This window comes from Curtobacterium sp. BRB10 (genome assembly GCF_031844325.1).
Lineage (GTDB): Bacteria > Actinomycetota > Actinomycetes > Actinomycetales > Microbacteriaceae > Curtobacterium > Curtobacterium poinsettiae_A.
In genome coordinates, this window is sequence record NZ_JAUZVA010000003.1 from 131,107 (window position 1) to 147,091 (window position 15,985).

Consider the following 15,985-nt stretch of genomic DNA (forward strand, 5'->3'; position numbering starts at 1 on the left):
TTCCTGCGTGCAGCCCGTTCGCGATGAACCCGATCTGCGCTCGCTCATCCGGGCCCGTGCGGCCGACGGGGGCGAGCGCCACTTCCTCGAGGACGCCCGCTCCGAGCGCGTCCTCACGTACCGTGCGCTCGACGACACGGTGACCGCCTGGTCGCGGACCTTCGACGCGATCGGCATCGCCCCGTCGGGTGCCGTCCTGGTCGACGTGGGCGACCCGCTCGCGTTCGCGGTCGTGCACCTGAGTGCCGTCGCCTCCGGACGCCGGGCGATCCCCGTCGACACCGGCCAGCCGGCCAGCGAGCCCGGCCGGCTCGCCGACCTGATCGGCGGCGCGTCCATCGTCGTGTCCGACCGTGCGGTGGACGCGACCGTCCCCGGGGCGCCGGCCAGCGGGATCGACCCCACCACGTTCCTCCCGACCGCCGTCCGCGACGGCGACCTGCCCGCCGACAGCCCGCACGCGCCTGGCCAGGGGTCCGTCGTGCTGTTCACCTCCGGGTCGACCGGCACGCCGAAGGGCGTCGAGCTGCCCGAGACGCAGCTGCTGTTCGTCGCCCGGGCCGTCGCGCGGCACAACCGGCTCGTGCCGGACGACCGCGGGTTCAACTCCTTGCCGCTGTTCCACGTCAACGCCGAGGTGGTGGGACTGCTCGCGACGCTCGTCGCCGGCGCGACCCTCGTGCTCGACCGGCGCTTCCGCCGCACCGGGTTCTGGGACCTGCTCGCGGAACGACGGATCACCTGGCTCAACGCCGTCCCGGCGGTCCTGGCCGTCCTGACGAAGACCGGGCCGCTCGAGTTCCCGCCGGGCCTGCGGTTCGTGCGCAGTGCGTCGGCGCCGCTGCCCGATCCCGTGCGCGCCGCCCTCGGCGACGTGCCGCTCGTCGTGAGCTGGGGCATGACCGAGGGCGCCTCGCAGATCACGGCGACCCCGCTCGACGAACCGGCCCGGCCCGGCACCGTCGGGGTGCCGGTCGGGTGCGAGGTGCAGGTCCGCGGCGAGGACGGGGCGCTCTTGCCTCCCGACGAGATCGGCGCGCTCTGGGTGCGTGGCGAGGGGATCGTCCGCGGGTACCTCGGGGGTCGTGCGTCCGAGCGGTTCGACGCCGATGGCTGGCTCCACACCGGTGACGTCGGTTCCGTGAGCGCCGACGGCTGGGTGTCCCTGGCCGGGCGCTCCGACGACGTCATCAACCGCGGTGGCGAGAAGGTCTACCCGTCCGAGGTCGAGGACGTCCTGCTCGGCGACCCCCGCGTGCTCGAGGCGGTCGTCGTCGGCCGTCCCGACGACGTGCTCGGTGCCGTGCCGATCGCGTACGTGATCCCGCAGCCCGACGAACCGACCGACCACGCAGCCCTCGTCGCCGAGCTCGTGGCCCGGGCCGAGGCGCACCTGACCCGGTTCCGTCGACCGGTCGAGGTCATCGTCGTGCCCGACCTGCCGCGTGCACCCACCGGCAAGGTGCAGCGCGCCAAGGTCCGGACCATGGCCCGACCCTCGTGAACGGACCATCACGCGTGTCGCCGGCATCGAACGGCGACGAGCCGGGGGTGCAGACGCCGACGCGCACGGCCGAGGGAAAGCCGCGGCACCTGTACGAGGTCGACGTGCTCCGCATCCTCACGTTCGCGTGCGTGATCGGGGTGCACACCACGAGCCACACCGCCGCCACCGACGACGTCGGGCTGAACGCGCTGCTCGCCCTGCTGCACTTCACCCGGCTGGTCTTCTTCTCGCTGACCGCGTTCGTGCTCGTGTACAGCTACACCCTGCGCCCGCGGCCGATGGCGCAGTTCTGGCCGAAGCGGTTCCTGCTCGTGGGCGTGCCGTACCTGGCGTGGTCGTTCGTCTACGTCGCGGCGGCGTGGCTGCTGAGCCCGACCCGCCGCGGCGACGTCCCGGACCTGGTGCGCACCGCGGCCGAGGGCATCGTCACCGGCACCTCGTGGTACCACCTGTACTTCCTGCTCGTGACGATGCAGGTGTACCTGCTCCTGCCGGTGATCGTCTGGCTCGTGCGCCGGACCCGCGGGCACCACGTGACCGTGCTGGTCGTGGCGCTCCTCGTCCAGCTGGTGGTGTTCGCCGGGTACAAGTACTTCCCGGCGAGCGACGCGTGGATGCAGGGGTACCAGAAGCAGTTCTTCTTCTCGTACGTCTTCTTCATCGTCTCGGGGGCGATCGCCGCCGACCACGCCGACGCCTTCCTGCGGTTCATCCGGGTCCACCGGCGTCCGGTCCTGTGGGGGTCCGCCGGCGTCGGGGGGCTGACCCTCGTCGTGTGGGCGCTCCAGGTGGGCCTCGGGCAGTCCCTCTACGCCGCGGGGACGCCGCTGCAGCCGATCCAGGTGGTCTGGAGCACCGCGGTGTTCGTCGGGTTCCTGGCGATCGGCGCCGCCTGGGCGGACCGACGGCGCCCCGGGAACCGGACCGCCCGGTTCGTCGACTACGCCTCTGACCGCTCGTTCGGCATCTTCCTGAGCCACCCGTTCGTCATCTGGATCCTGCTCTACGGCGACAGCCGGCTCGAGGCCGTCGTGCCACGGCCGTGGCTCACCCTCGTCACCTACGTGCTCGTGCTGGTGCTGTCCGTCGCGGTGACCGAGCTGTTCCGGTGGACGCCCCTCAGCGTGCCGCTGACCGGGCGGCCGTCGTTGTCCTCTCGGGCGTCGCGAGCGGCGCGGGCGCGTCGTTCCGCAGGCGCGGCGGTGCCGCAGCGGTCGCCGGAACCGGTGGAGCCGGACGACGCCCTCGTCGGCGAGACCGACGACGTCGGGCGGCGCGCCACGCGCTGAGCGCCCGCGGTGCACGCTCGTCGCAGCTCTCGTGCGAGGTTCCGTCCGTGGTGCGACGGGGGCGCCAGCGCACCGAGTCCGGAACCTCGCACCAGCCGTGCGGGCGGTAGACGCGTGGCACGGCGGCCGGGAGGTGCGGGGCGGGCCCGATGCGCGCCTCCCGGCCGTCGCGCGCGGACCACCAGGGCCGGCGCATGTTCCGCGCTCCGGCTGGCGGCCGTCAGGCCGAGCGCTGCTCGGCCTTCGGGGTGCCGATCTCGAGCACGCCGTCGGTGGACGTCAACCGCTGGGGCTTCATGAACCACGCGACGACGGCCGCGGCTCCGAGCAGGACACAGGAGAGCGCGAAGGGAACCTGCCAGCCCGAGGCGTCGATGAGCAGCCCGAAGACGATGGGCGAGACGACACCGGCGATGCCGAACCCGGTGTTCATGAAGCCGGAGGCCGTGCCGGACCACTGCGGCGCGACGTCCATCGGGATCGCCCAGAGGTTGGCGTTGCAGAGTTCGAGGAAGAAGAACGACAGTGCCAGCGAGATCGTCGCGACGAGCAGCCCCTGACCGATCACGAGCGGGATGAGGCAGAGGAGCGAGCCGCCGAGGCCGATCACCAGGATGATCCGGCGGGCGTTCCGGGTGTTCCCGCCGCGGTGGATGATGCGGTCGCTGAGCATCCCGCCGACCGTGTCCCCGACGACACCGGCCAGCAGGATGAGGGTGGTGAACAGGGCGAAGTCGCCGATCTCCAGGCCGTAGGTGGAGCTGAGGAACGTCGGGAGCCACGTGAGGAACACCCAGAGGGTCCAGCCGTACCCGAAGTCGACGAAGGTGACCGGCAGGATCTGCTTCGCCATCTGCCGCCACGGCACCGGGGGACGGGTCGCGCGCGTCTCGACCGGCGGGAGCTCGGCGAGCTCGACCTGCGTGATGCCCTTCGCGGACTCGGGCTTGTCGCGGAACCAGACGAACCAGACGACCGCCCACGCCAGGGACAGCACCGCGGTGGCGTAGAACGCCCAGCGCCAGCTGCCCGTCGCGCCGATCACCCACGCAACGATGAGCGGGGCCAGAGCGTTGCCGAGCCGGGCGGCCGAGTGGACCACGCCCTGGGCGAAGCCGTTCCGGTCGCGGGGGATCCACCGGCTCATCGCCTGCGTGGCGGTCGGGAACGCCGCGGCCTCGCTCAGCCCGAGCAGTGCCCGTGCGGCGAAGAGGGTCCAGAAGCCGACGGCGAACCCGGTCCAGAGCGTCGCGACGCCCCAGATCACCGTGATGACGAAGAGCGCACGGCGCGGGCCGAACTTCTCGCTGATCGTGCCGCCGAACACCTGCAGCAGGGCGTACGGCAACGAGAACGCGGAGACGATGAGGCCGGCGGTCGCCTCGTTGAACCCGAACTCCTCGGTGATGTGCGGCAACGCGGTCGAGATGTTCGTCCGGTCGATGTACGAGATCGCGTACATGCAGCAGAGCAGGACGAGCACACGACCGCGGATGCGTCCGCGGAACGGGGTGCCCTTGATCGGTGCGGCCGGGGTCGCCGTGGTCATGAGGCCTCTTCGGGGGAGTGGGAAGGAGTCGGGTGACTGGTCGGATCGGACGGTATGCCTGGTCACCATCAGTCGACTTGGAGCCTGCTTGCAGCGGACAATACGCCGAGGGCGAGCAGCGGTCCTCGGTGTCAGGGGTGCCGACTACCGTTGTCGCCATGGGTGTTGCGATCGAACCGACCCGAGCGGTGCGTCCGTTCGAGGTCATCAGCGAGTACTCGCCGAGTGGCGACCAGCCCGCGGCCATCGCGGAACTCGCCGGGCGGATCAACGCCGGTGAGACCGACGTCGTGCTGCTGGGTGCGACCGGTACCGGCAAGTCGGCGACGACCGCGTGGCTCATCGAGCAGGTGCAGCGGCCGACGCTCGTGCTCGCGCACAACAAGACCCTCGCGGCGCAGCTCGCCAACGAGTTCCGCGGCCTGATGCCGAACAACGCGGTCGAGTACTTCGTCTCGTACTACGACTACTACCAGCCCGAGGCGTACGTCCCGCAGACGGACACCTTCATCGAGAAGGACTCCTCGGTCAACGCTGAGGTCGAACGGCTCCGGCACTCCACGACGAACTCGCTGCTCAGCCGTCGTGACACCGTGGTGGTGTCCACCGTCTCCTGCATCTACGGTCTCGGCACCCCCGAGCAGTACATGAACGCATCGGTCGCGCTCCACGTCGGTCAGACGATCTCCCGCGACCAGCTCGTCCGTAAGTTCGTCGCCATGCAGTACCAGCGCAACGACGTCGACTTCGCCCGGGGCACCTTCCGGGTGCGGGGCGACACCATCGAGATCATCCCGATGTACGAAGAGCACGCGATCCGCATCGAGATGTTCGGTGACGAGATCGAAGCGCTCTCCTCGCTGCACCCCCTCACCGGCAACGTCATCGACGACCTGCCCGCCGTGTCGATCTTCCCGGCCTCGCACTACGTCGCGGACACCGACGTGATGCACCGCGCGATCGCCTCCATCAAGGAAGAGCTCGCGGAACGGCTCGCCGAGCTCGAGGGCCAGGGCAAGCTGCTCGAGGCCCAGCGCCTCCGGATGCGCACCACGTTCGACATCGAGATGATGGAGCAGATCGGGTTCTGCTCGGGTATCGAGAACTACTCGCGGCACATGGACGGCCGTGGTCCGGGCGAAGCGCCGCACTGCCTCATCGACTACTTCCCCGACGACTTCCTCATCGTCATCGACGAGTCGCACGTCACCGTGCCGCAGATCGGCGCGATGTACGAGGGCGACGCCTCGCGCAAGCGCACCCTCGTCGAACACGGGTTCCGCCTGCCGAGCGCGATGGACAACCGCCCCCTGAAGTGGGAGGAGTTCCTCGAGCGCGTCGGGCAGAAGGTCTACCTGTCGGCCACCCCCGGGCGCTACGAGCTCGGGGTCACCGACAGCGTCGTCGAGCAGATCATCCGCCCGACCGGCCTGATCGACCCAGAGATCGTGGTCAAGCCGAGCGACGGCCAGATCGACGACCTGCTCGAGGAGATCAAGCAGCGGGTCGAGAAGGACGAACGCGTCCTCGTCACCACGCTGACCAAGCGCATGGCGGAGGAACTCACCGACTTCCTCGGGAACGCCGGCGTGCGCGTCCGGTACCTGCACTCCGACGTCGACACCCTGAAGCGCGTCGAGCTGTTGACCGAGCTGCGGCAGGGCGTCTACGACGTGCTCGTCGGCATCAACCTGCTGCGCGAGGGCCTCGACCTGCCCGAGGTGTCGCTCGTCGCGATCCTCGACGCCGACAAGGAAGGCTTCCTCCGGTCGTCGACGTCGCTCATCCAGACGATCGGTCGCGCTGCCCGCAACGTGTCGGGCCAGGTGCTGATGTACGCCGACAAGATGACCGACTCCATGAAGATCGCGATCGAGGAGACCGATCGCCGTCGCGAGAAGCAGGTCGCCTACAACCTGGAGCGCGGCATCGACCCCCAGCCGCTGCGCAAGAAGATCGCGGACATCACCGAGGTCCTGCAGCGCGAGAACGACGACACGAAGGCGCTCCTGCAGGGTCGCCCCGGCACCGACGGCCGTCGGTCGCCCACGCCGAACCTCAAGCGCGGCGGCATCGCGGGCGAGGGCGCGACGCAGCTCGGTGCCACCATCGCCGACCTGAACGACCAGATGCTCCAGGCTGCGGCCGAGCTGAAGTTCGAGCTCGCGGCGCGACTGCGCGACGAGGTGCAGGACCTGAAGAAGGCCCTGCGCCAGATGGAGTCGGCCGGGCATGTCAGCTGACGGCGCCCGTGCGGTCGTCGTCACCGGTGCGAGCGCCGGGCTCGGCTACCACGCCGCCGAGCAGCTCGCCGCGGCGGGGCACCGTGTGGTGCTGGCGACGCGCGACCGCGGTCGGGCGGACGCCGCCGAGCGCAGCATCCGGCGGCACGTCGACGGCGCCTCGCTCGCGCACGTCCACCTCGACCTCGCCGACCTCGACTCGGTCAGTGCCGCTGCCGACGAACTCGCCGCGCTGGAGCCCGACGGCGTCGACGCGGTCGTGAACAACGCCGGGGTCGTCGGGGCGTCGACGCGGGGGAGCACGGCACAGGGCACCGAGCTGCAGATCGGAACGAACCACCTCGGGCACTTCGCGTGGACCGCCCTGGTCCTGCCCCTGCTCGAACGACGAGCCGGCCGGGTCGTGCACCTCGGGTCGATCGCCCATCGGTTCGCCCAGCTCGACGCGACCGATCCGCTCGGCGTCGGTCAGTACTCGAGCCACCGCCAGTACGCCAGGAGCAAGCTCGCGGTGATGCTGTTCGGCTTCGAGCTCGCCGGGCGACTGGCCGACTCGGGGTCGTCCGTTTCGAGCGTCGTCGCGCACCCCGGCCTGTCGCTCGACCGCCTGTCACCGGCACGCCCGGAGGTCAGCCCGGCACGACCCGAGCCCGAGTGGATCCGCCCGGCGCAGCGCATCGTCGCCCAGGGCAAGGACCTCGGCGCCCAGCCGCTCGTGCATGCGGCCGTCGGTGCGGACGTGCGTTCGGGGGAGTACTGGGGTCCGGCGGGCTGGATGCAGCTCCGTGGCCCGGCCGCCGTGGTCGCGGCGGAACCACGGGCGCACGACCGGACGGTCGCAGCGCAGCTCTGGGCAGCGAGCGAGCGTGCATCCGGTGTCGCGTTCGCTCTCGACGCACTCGTCTGACCCTCCATCCCGGCCGAATGTCGGTCCCGCTTCGTAGAATCGACGACGATGACCATCACCACTGACCCCGGTACCTCGACGTCGGGCCGGAACGCCTTCGGCGAGCCCGCTGACCTCCACCTCCCCGGCGGGACCGCACCGCACAGCACCTCCACGCTCAGCGTGCGCGGCGCGCGCGTGCACAACCTCCGCGACGTCGATCTCGAGATCCCGCGCGACTCACTCGTCGTGTTCACCGGCCTCTCCGGCTCGGGCAAGTCCTCGCTGGCGTTCGACACGATCTTCGCCGAGGGGCAGCGCCGGTACGTCGAGTCGCTGTCCGCCTACGCGCGCCAGTTCCTCGGCCAGGTCGACCGCCCCGACGTCGACTTCATCGAGGGGCTCTCGCCGGCGGTCTCGATCGACCAGAAGTCGACCAACCGCAACCCTCGGTCGACGGTCGGCACGATCACCGAGGTCTACGACTACATGCGACTGCTCTGGGCGCGCATCGGGGTCCCCCACTGCCCGACGTGCGGCGAGGTGATCAGCAAGCAGACCGTGCAGCAGATCGCCGACCAGCTCATGCAGTTCGAGACCGGCACCCGGTTCCAGGTCCTCGCGCCCGTCATCTCCAAGAAGAAGGGCGAGTTCGTCGACCTCTTCCAGGAGCTCGCGGCGTCCGGGTACGCCCGCGCGATCGTGGACGGCGAGCGAATCCAGCTCAGCGACCCGCCCAAGCTCAAGAAGCAGGTCAAGCACGACATCTCGGTCATCGTCGACCGCCTGGTGGCGAGCGACGACATCCTCGGCCGGCTCACCGACTCGCTCGAGACCGCCCTGCGCCTGACCGACGGCACCGTCGGCATCGACCTGGTGGACCACGAGGGGCCCGGCGCGGTCCGGACCTACTCCGAGAACCTCTCGTGCCCGAACAACCACCCGCTCGCGCTCACCGAGATCGAGCCGCGCACGTTCTCGTTCAACGCGCCGTTCGGTGCCTGCCCCGAGTGCTCCGGCCTCGGCACGCGCATGTCGGTCGACCCCGACCTGGTGCTCGGCGACCCCGAGGCCTCGTTGCGTGCCGGCGTCCTGCTGCCCTGGACCGGTACCAGCGGGCTGTACTCCTACTTCGAGAAGCTGCTCGGCGGCCTCGGCAAGGAGCTCGGCTTCTCGCTCGACACCCCGTGGAACCAGCTCGACCCCGCGGTGCAGGCGTCCATCCTGACCGGCAAGGACTTCCAGGTGTCGGTCTCCTGGCGCAACCGGTTCGGCCGCGAGATGCGGTACACGAGCGGGTTCGAGGGCGTCATGCCCTACATCGAGCGCAAGTTCGCCGAGGCCGAGTCGGACTCGCAGCGGCAGCGCTTCCAGGGCTACCTGCGCGAGGTCCCGTGCCCGGTGTGCGAGGGCACCCGCCTCAAGCCCGAGGTGCTCGCGGTGACGGTCAACGACCGCAGCATCGCGGACGTCACCGACATGTCGCTCGACAACGCGTACTCGTTCATGGACGAGCTGACGCTGACCGACCGTGAAGCGCACATCGCCGCCGCGGTCCTCCGCGAGATCCGCGCACGCCTCGAGTTCCTGCTCGAGGTGGGCTTGAACTACCTCACGCTCGCGCGTGGTGCCGGTGGTCTGTCCGGCGGCGAGGCGCAGCGCATCCGCCTGGCGACGCAGATCGGCTCCGGGCTGACCGGTGTGCTCTACGTGCTCGACGAGCCGAGCATCGGCCTGCACCAGCGCGACAACCGTCGACTCATCGACACCCTGGTCAAGCTCAAGGACCTCGGCAACACGCTGATCGTCGTCGAGCACGACGAGGACACGATCCGCACGGCCGACTGGGTCGTCGACATCGGCCCCGGCGCCGGTGTGAACGGCGGCAACGTCGTGCACTCCGGCTCGTACGAGGGCATCATCGAGAACCGCGAGTCGATCACCGGTGACTACCTCGCCGGCCGACGCGCGATCGAGGTGCCAGCCGAGCGCCGCAAGGTCAACCTGAAGCGTGCCATCACCGTGCAGGGTGCCCGCGCGAACAACCTCAAGTCGATCGACGCGGACTTCCCCCTCGGTGTGTTCACCGCAGTGACGGGCGTGAGCGGGTCCGGCAAGTCGACGCTGGTGAACGACATCCTGTACAAGGTGCTCGCCAACCAGCTCAACGGCGCACGGCACATCGCGGGCAAGCACACCCGGGTGAAGGGCCTCGACCAGCTCGACAAGGTCGTGCACGTCGACCAGGCACCGATCGGCCGCACGCCGCGCTCGAACCCGGCGACCTACACGGGCGTGTTCGACCGCATCCGTCAGCTCTTCGCCGAGACGCAAGAGGCCAAGACCCGCGGCTACCAGCCCGGCCGCTTCAGCTTCAACGTCAAGGGTGGCCGCTGCGAGAACTGCGCCGGCGACGGCACCATCAAGATCGAGATGAACTTCCTGCCCGACGTCTACGTCGCGTGCGAGGTCTGCGGTGGTGCGCGCTACAACCGCGAGACGCTCCAGGTCCACTACAAGGGCAAGAACATCTCCGAGGTCCTCGACATGCCGATCAGCGAGGCGGCCGAGTTCTTCGAGCCGATCTCGGCGATCCACCGGTACATGGCGACCCTCGTCGACGTGGGCCTCGGCTACGTGCGACTGGGCCAGAGCGCGACCACGCTCTCCGGCGGCGAGGCGCAGCGCGTCAAGCTCGCGACGGAGCTGCAGCGTCGCTCGAACGGCCGCACGGTCTACGTGCTCGACGAGCCGACCACCGGTCTGCACTTCGAGGACGTCCGCAAGCTGCTCCTCGTGCTGCAGAGCCTGGTCGACAAGGGCAACACGGTCATCACGATCGAGCACAACCTCGACGTCATCAAGTCCGCCGACTGGCTGATCGACATGGGTCCCGAGGGCGGCTCCGGTGGCGGCACGGTGCTGGCGACGGGTACGCCGGAGCACGTGGCGACCGTGCCGGAGAGCCACACGGGTGTCTTCCTGCGCGAGATCTTCGACGCGCAGGACGCCCGCGTGGGCAAGCAGCAGGCGGTCGGCGCACGTCAGGCCACCCAGAAGCAGCAGGGTGGCAAGGAGCAGGGCACGACCAAGCAGGCGAGCAAGCAGAAGGCGGGTGCTCGGTAGGTGGCGGACACCGTCCCGTGGCGTCCGAAGGCGGGGGAGATCCCGACCGACCCGGGCGTCTACCGCTGGCGTGACGAAGCCGGTCGGGTGCTCTACGTCGGCAAGGCGAAGAACCTCCGCGCCCGGCTGAGCAACTACTTCGCGCCGCTGCCGACGCTGCACGAGCGCACGCGGCGCATGGTCCTGACGGCACGCAGCGTCGAGTGGACGACGGTCGGCTCCGAGATCGAGGCGCTCCAGCTGGAGTACACCTGGATCAAGGAGTTCGACCCGCCGTTCAACGTCAAGTTCCGCGACGACAAGTCGTACCCGTACATGGCGGTCACCCTGGGTGACGAAGCGCCGCGGGTGATGGTCACGCGCAACCGCAAGATCAAGGGCGCGAAGTACTTCGGTCCGTACCCGAAGATCTGGGCGGTGCACGACACCATCGACCTGATGATCAAGGTGTTCCCGATCCGCACGTGTTCGGACTCGTCGTACAAGAAGGCGATGCAGACGGGCCGTCCGTGCTTCCCGGGGCAGATCGGCAAGTGCGGTGGGCCGTGCTCGCAGAAGGTCACGATCGAGGAGCACCGTGCGCTCGTCGAGGAGTTCGTGCGCTTCATGAATTCCTACGACCGTCGGGTCATCACCGAGCTCCGGCAGCGCATGGGGGCCTCGGCCGACGCGATGCAGTACGAGCAGGCCGCGAAGTACCGCGACCAGGTCGAAGCGCTCGAGGCCGTGCTCGAGAAGTCCGCCGTGGTGCTCCGCGACTCGGTCGACCTCGACCTGTTCGGCATCGCGGAGGACGAGCTCGCCGCGGCCGTGCAGCTGTTCTCCGTCCGTGGTGGCCGCATCCGCGGTGTCCGCGGCTGGGTGGTCGACAAGGAGCTCGACATCGCCACCGGCGACCTCGTCGAGCAGATCGTGCAGGGTGTCTACGTCACGGACGAGCCCCCGCGCGAGGTCGTGGTCCCCGAACTGCCGGAGGACGCCGACGCGCTCCAGGAGTGGCTCAGCGGGCGCCGGAACGGCCGTGGGACGAAGCTCAGCACCGCGCAGCGCGGCGATCGTGCCGGGCTCGCCCGGACGGCCGCGCAGAACGCCGGGCAGGCGCTCATGCTCTACAAGACCAAGCGCTCCGCCGACTACACGACGCGGGCCGCGGCCCTGGCCGACATCCAGGACGCCCTCGGCATGACCGAGGCGCCGCTCCGCATGGAGTGCTACGACATCTCGCACCTGCAGGGCACGAACGTCGTTGCGTCGATGGTGGTGTTCGAGGACGGTCTGCCGCGCAAGGACCAGTACCGCCGGTACTCGATCGCCGAGACCACCGACGACACCGACAGCATGTACCAGGTGCTCTCGCGGCGTCTGGCACGGCTGGACGAGGACGCCGAGCTGCCGGACGTCCCCGACGTGACGACCGACGAGGTCGTCGAGGGGTCGAAGCCGACGAAGCGGTTCGCGTACCGCCCGCAGCTGCTCATCGTCGACGGCGGCCAGCCCCAGGTGCAAGCCGCGAAGCGCGCAATGGACGAAGCCGGCGTGCACGACATCGCCCTGGTCGGCATCGCCAAGCGGCTCGAGGAGCTCTGGCTCCCCGACGACGACTTCCCGGTCATCCTGCCCCGCAACTCCGAGGCGCTCTTCCTCATCCAGCGCATCCGCGACGAGGCGCACCGGTTCGCGATCACCCACCAGCGCAGCAAGCGGAAGCGCGACGTCCGCTCGCGGCTGTCCGAGATCCCCGGTCTCGGCCCGAGCCGCGTCAACGCCCTGCTGAAGCACTTCGGCTCGGTCGCCCGGCTCCGCGAGGCCACAGCCGAGGACATCGGCGAGGTGAACGGGATCGGCCCGGCGACCGCTGCCGCGGTGGTCTCGAAGCTGGCCCAGACGCCGACGAGTGCACCCGCCACGAGCGCGTCGAGCGCCCCCGAACCGGACTCCGACGCGATCGCCGACACCGGGACCGGGACCGTGGCTCGGACCGGAACCGATCCCGGAGGCCCGGTGCGGGTCCCCGAGGTGACCGACGACGGTCCGCAGCGACCGTCGTGACGACCCCCGAGCCTTCCGGCCGCCACCGGGCGGTAGCCTGGTCCGGCAGCCGAGACCTCCCCGGGCGACGCGCCCGGGCCGCCACGACGGAGCCCACTCCCAGATGACCGACAGCGCCACCGCGACCACCCACGCGTCGCAGCACGACATCCTCATCGTCACCGGCATGTCCGGGGCCGGGCGGTCCACCGTCGGCAAGGCCCTCGAAGACCTGGGCTGGTACGTCGTCGACAACCTGCCCACGCAGATGCTGGCCCCGCTGACCGAGCTGGCCGACCGCGCGGGGGAGAAGATCCCGAAGATCGCCACGGTGGTCGACGTCCGCGGCGGGCGGTTCTTCACCGACCCCGAGCACGCGGTCGAGCAGGTCCGCTCGAGCACCTCCGCGCGGGTCCGGGTGCTGTTCCTCGAGGCCACCGACGCCGTGCTGGTCCGGCGCTTCGAGCAGGTTCGTCGACCCCACCCGCTCCAGGGCGAGGACACCCTGCTCGACGGCATCGCCCGCGAACGGGCGCGTCTCGCCGGCCTCCGCGAGGCTTCCGACGTGGTGATCGACACCTCCGACCTCAACATCCACCAGCTCGCGAACACGGTCATCGAGCACTTCGCCGACGAGCACTTCGTGGGCGTACAGGTCACGCTGATGAGCTTCGGCTTCAAGTACGGACTGCCCGCCGACGCCGACATGGTGGCCGACGTGCGGTTCCTCCCGAACCCCTACTGGGTGCCGGAACTGCGGCCGCACACCGGGCTCGACCAGCCGGTCTCGGACTACGTGCTGGCCCAGGCCGGGGCCCGTCCGTTCGTCGATCGCTACGCCTCCGTCCTCGAGCCGGTGTTCGAGGGGTACCAGCGCGAGAACAAAAGACACGCTACGATCGCCATCGGCTGTACCGGCGGGAAGCACCGCTCGGTCGCCATCGTCGCCGAGTTGGCGAACCTCCTCCGCGGGATGCCTGGCGTCGCCGTGCGTGTGAAGAACCGAGATCTCGGCCGGGAGTGACCGTCCCTCCGGCCGCTCCCACGCCCGTGCCGCCGGATCTGCGGGAACCACTGAACGAACGTTAGGAATGATGCTGTGCCGTTGACTGCCGAGGTCAAGGACGAACTGGCCAGGGTCGCCGTGAACCGCAACACGGTCCGCGCCGCCGAACTGGCCACGATCCTCCGGTTCGCTGGTGGTCTGCACGTCATCTCGGGCCGCATCGCGGTCGAGGTCGAGCTCGACACCCGGATCATCGTGCACCGGGTCCGCAAGGACCTCGCCGAGCTCTACGGCGTGCGCAGCGAGGCGTCGGTGGGCTCGTCGGCGTCCGCCCGGCGCGGGACCCGCTACCTGGTCCGCGTGCTCGAGGCGGGGGAGACCCTCGCCCGCCAGACCGGCCTGATGGACGCCCGTCGTCGCCCCGTCCGCGGGCTGCCGAACCGCCTCACCACGGGCAACCGTGAGGACCTCGCCGCCATCTGGCGCGGTGCCTTCCTCGCCTCCGGCACCCTGACCGACCCGGGTCGGGCCGCAGCGCTCGAGGTCACGTGCCCGGGCAACGAGGCCGCGATGGCCCTCGTCGGAGCCGCGTCGCGTCTCGGGGTCGCCGCCAAGGGCCGCGAGGTCCGCGGGGTGCACCGCGTCGTCATCCGCGATGGCGAGGCCATCGGCCAGATGCTGACCGTCATGGGCGCCGCGCGCACCACCGCCGACTGGGAGGAGATGCGCCAGCGTCGCGAGGTCCGTGCGACCGCGAACCGCCTGGTCAACTTCGACGACGCGAACCTGCGCCGTTCCGCGCAGGCCGCCGTGGCCGCCTGCGCCCGCGTCGAGCGTGCGCTCGAGATCCTCGGCGACGAGGTCCCCGACCACCTGCAGTACGCCGGCACGCTCCGCCTGCAGCACCGCGACGCCTCGCTCGACGAGCTCGGCCAGCACGCGGACCCGCCGATGACCAAGGACGCCATCGCCGGCCGCATCCGTCGCCTGCTGGCGATGGCGGACAAGCGGGCCTCCGACCTCGGCATCCCGGGTACCGAAGCGAGCGTTCCCGAGGAGCTCGAAGGGGCCTGAGAGCGGTCTGTCGATCCTGCGGACAGGAGGCGCGGTGCCAGCTGGCACCGCGCCTCCCGTCCGTTTGCCGGCCCGTTCTCGGGCCCGTTCCCGGCCTGGTCGGCGACCGTCCGGACGGACCGTCATCCCGCTCGGGCACGCAGTGTCCGACTGCTAGGGTCGTTACGGCGACGTTACGGGGCGTATCGTCCACCACACGCGGGCCCGCCAGGGTGCGCGACTCCCGAAAGCAGCGCCCCCTGGGCGCTCCACACTCACCAGGAGATCCATTGACCGTCAAGATCGGTATCAACGGCTTCGGCCGCATCGGCCGTAACTTCTTCCGGGCCGCCCTCGCGAAGGGCTCCGACCTCGAGATCGTGGCGGTGAACGACCTCACCGACAACGCGTCGCTCGCCAACCTGCTGAAGTTCGACTCCATCACGGGCAAGCTCCCCGCGACCGTCGAGCTCGACGGCGACAACATCGTCGTCGACGGCAAGGCCATCAAGGTCCTCGCCGAGCGCGACCCCGCCAACCTGCCCTGGGGCGAGCTGGGCGTCGACATCGTCATCGAGTCGACCGGTTTCTTCACCAAGGCCGCCGATGCGCAGAAGCACATCGACGCCGGTGCCAAGAAGGTCATCATCTCCGCGCCGGCCTCGGGTGACGACGTCACCATCGTGCTCGGCGTGAACGAGGGGCAGTACGACCCCGCGAACCACCACATCATCTCGAACGCGTCCTGCACCACGAACAGCCTCGCGCCGCTCGCCAAGGTGTTCCACGACAAGTTCGGCATCGAGCGTGGCCTCATGACCACGGTCCACGCCTACACCGCGGACCAGAACCTGCAGGACGGCCCGCACAAGGACCCCCGTCGTGCACGTGCCGCAGCGCTGAACATCGTGCCGACCTCGACCGGTGCCGCGAAGGCCATCGGCCTCGTGCTCCCCGAGCTCGCCGGCAAGCTGGACGGCTTCGCCCTGCGCGTCCCGGTCCCCACCGGCTCGATCACCGACCTCACGCTCGAGACCAAGTCCGAGGTCACGGTCGACGAGATCAACGCCGCCTACAAGGAGGCCGCGGAAGGCCCGCTCAAGGGCATCCTGCTCTACAGCGAGGACCCGCTGGTGTCGACCGACATCACCACGGACCCGCACTCCTCGATCTACGACTCCGGCCTGACCAAGGTCATCGGCGGCCTCGTCAAGATCACCTCGTGGTACGACAACGAGTGGGGCTACTCGAACCGCCTCGTCGACCTCACCGAGTACGTCGGCGAGCGTCTGTAACAC

General features: G+C 70.0%; 10 protein-coding genes. 9 read left to right on the forward strand and 1 reads right to left on the reverse strand.

The window, feature by feature from the left end; translation table 11 throughout:
• Positions 1–7: 7 nt before the first annotated feature.
• Complete coding sequence (locus Q9R26_RS07415) at positions 8–1,504, forward strand: AMP-binding protein (RefSeq protein ID WP_311226917.1); 1,497 nt, start codon at positions 8–10, stop codon at positions 1,502–1,504.
• Positions 1,505–1,551: 47 nt separating this feature from the next.
• Entirely contained in the window at positions 1,552–2,796 is a 1,245-nt protein-coding gene (locus Q9R26_RS07420; protein ID WP_311226918.1) for an acyltransferase, read from the forward strand.
• Positions 2,797–3,016: 220 nt separating this feature from the next.
• Here the strand turns inward: Q9R26_RS07420 and Q9R26_RS07425 are convergent, their stop codons facing one another.
• Positions 3,017–4,345, reverse strand: a complete 1,329-nt coding sequence (locus Q9R26_RS07425) for an MFS transporter (protein ID WP_311226919.1) — start codon at positions 4,343–4,345, stop codon at positions 3,017–3,019.
• A 170-nt stretch (positions 4,346–4,515) separates the two neighbouring features.
• Here Q9R26_RS07425 and uvrB point away from each other — a divergent pair, with 170 nt between their 5' ends.
• From uvrB to gap, 7 genes are all read left to right on the forward strand, one after another.
• Complete coding sequence (uvrB, locus tag Q9R26_RS07430; protein WP_307804593.1) at positions 4,516–6,588, forward strand: excinuclease ABC subunit UvrB; 2,073 nt, start codon at positions 4,516–4,518, stop codon at positions 6,586–6,588.
• Positions 6,578–7,495: an SDR family NAD(P)-dependent oxidoreductase gene (locus tag Q9R26_RS07435; RefSeq protein WP_311226920.1), complete on the forward strand. Its 918-nt coding sequence runs from the start codon at positions 6,578–6,580 to the stop codon at positions 7,493–7,495. The genes uvrB and Q9R26_RS07435 overlap by 11 nt, the downstream gene beginning before the upstream one ends.
• 48 nt (positions 7,496–7,543) lie before the next feature.
• A complete protein-coding gene (gene uvrA, locus Q9R26_RS07440; RefSeq protein WP_311226921.1) occupies positions 7,544–10,600 on the forward strand; it encodes an excinuclease ABC subunit UvrA in 3,057 nt (1,018 codons plus the stop codon).
• The gene (uvrC, locus tag Q9R26_RS07445; RefSeq protein ID WP_311226922.1) at positions 10,601–12,649 is read left to right on the forward strand and encodes an excinuclease ABC subunit UvrC; all 2,049 of its coding nucleotides are present in this window, start codon (positions 10,601–10,603) and stop codon (positions 12,647–12,649) included.
• A gap of 103 nt (positions 12,650–12,752) precedes the next feature.
• The gene (gene rapZ / locus Q9R26_RS07450; RefSeq protein WP_027465691.1) at positions 12,753–13,652 is read left to right on the forward strand and encodes an RNase adapter RapZ; all 900 of its coding nucleotides are present in this window, start codon (positions 12,753–12,755) and stop codon (positions 13,650–13,652) included.
• 75 nt (positions 13,653–13,727) lie between these two features.
• Complete coding sequence (gene whiA / locus Q9R26_RS07455) at positions 13,728–14,708, forward strand: DNA-binding protein WhiA (RefSeq protein WP_027465690.1); 981 nt, start codon at positions 13,728–13,730, stop codon at positions 14,706–14,708.
• Between the two features lie 269 nt (positions 14,709–14,977).
• Positions 14,978–15,982 carry a type I glyceraldehyde-3-phosphate dehydrogenase gene (gene gap, locus Q9R26_RS07460; RefSeq protein ID WP_027465689.1) on the forward strand — a complete coding sequence of 335 codons (1,005 nt, stop codon included), beginning with the start codon at positions 14,978–14,980 and terminating at the stop codon, positions 15,980–15,982.
• Positions 15,983–15,985 lie beyond the last annotated feature (3 nt).

Bases quoted from the DNA above. Each gene is read 5' to 3' on its own strand.
- rapZ (WP_027465691.1), top strand. From the start codon at position 12,753: ATGACCGACAGCGCCACCGCGACCACCCACGCGTCGCAGCACGACATC.
- Q9R26_RS07435 (WP_311226920.1), top strand. From the start codon at position 6,578: ATGTCAGCTGACGGCGCCCGTGCGGTCGTCGTCACCGGTGCGAGCGCC.
- Q9R26_RS07425 (WP_311226919.1), bottom strand. From the start codon at position 4,345: ATGACCACGGCGACCCCGGCCGCACCGATCAAGGGCACCCCGTTCCGC.
- uvrA (WP_311226921.1), top strand. From the start codon at position 7,544: ATGACCATCACCACTGACCCCGGTACCTCGACGTCGGGCCGGAACGCC.